General features: G+C 35.1%; 1 pseudogene. It reads right to left on the reverse strand.

Features of this window, described 5'->3' with window-relative positions:
• Nucleotides 1-84 precede the first annotated feature (84 nt).
• Nucleotides 85-271, reverse strand: a pseudogene (locus tag BOQ64_RS24320) (glycosyl transferase); the annotation flags it as partial.

The raw sequence follows: 271 nt of genomic DNA on the forward strand, positions 1-271 counted from the left end.
AGTATGAAAAAGAGGAAATGGATTAATAGGCGCTCAAGAAACAGTGTATAAGTAAGGTTTCTCGGAATATTGTAAATTTTTGTCCTACCGCTTAGAAGCACCCAGAACAAAAACAACAGAATCAGAATTGAAAAATACATTGTTACTTACCTTTCCTATAAGCAGAACGCCAAGTATGAAAAAGAGGAAATGGATTAATAGGCGCTCAAGAAACAGTGTATAAGTAAGGTTTCTCGGAATATTGTAAATTTTTGTCCTACCGCTTAGAAGC

Origin of the sequence: Chryseobacterium sp. CH25 (genome assembly GCF_004119455.1) — a bacterium.
In the GTDB taxonomy this organism is placed as follows: Bacteria; Bacteroidota; Bacteroidia; order Flavobacteriales; family Weeksellaceae; genus Chryseobacterium.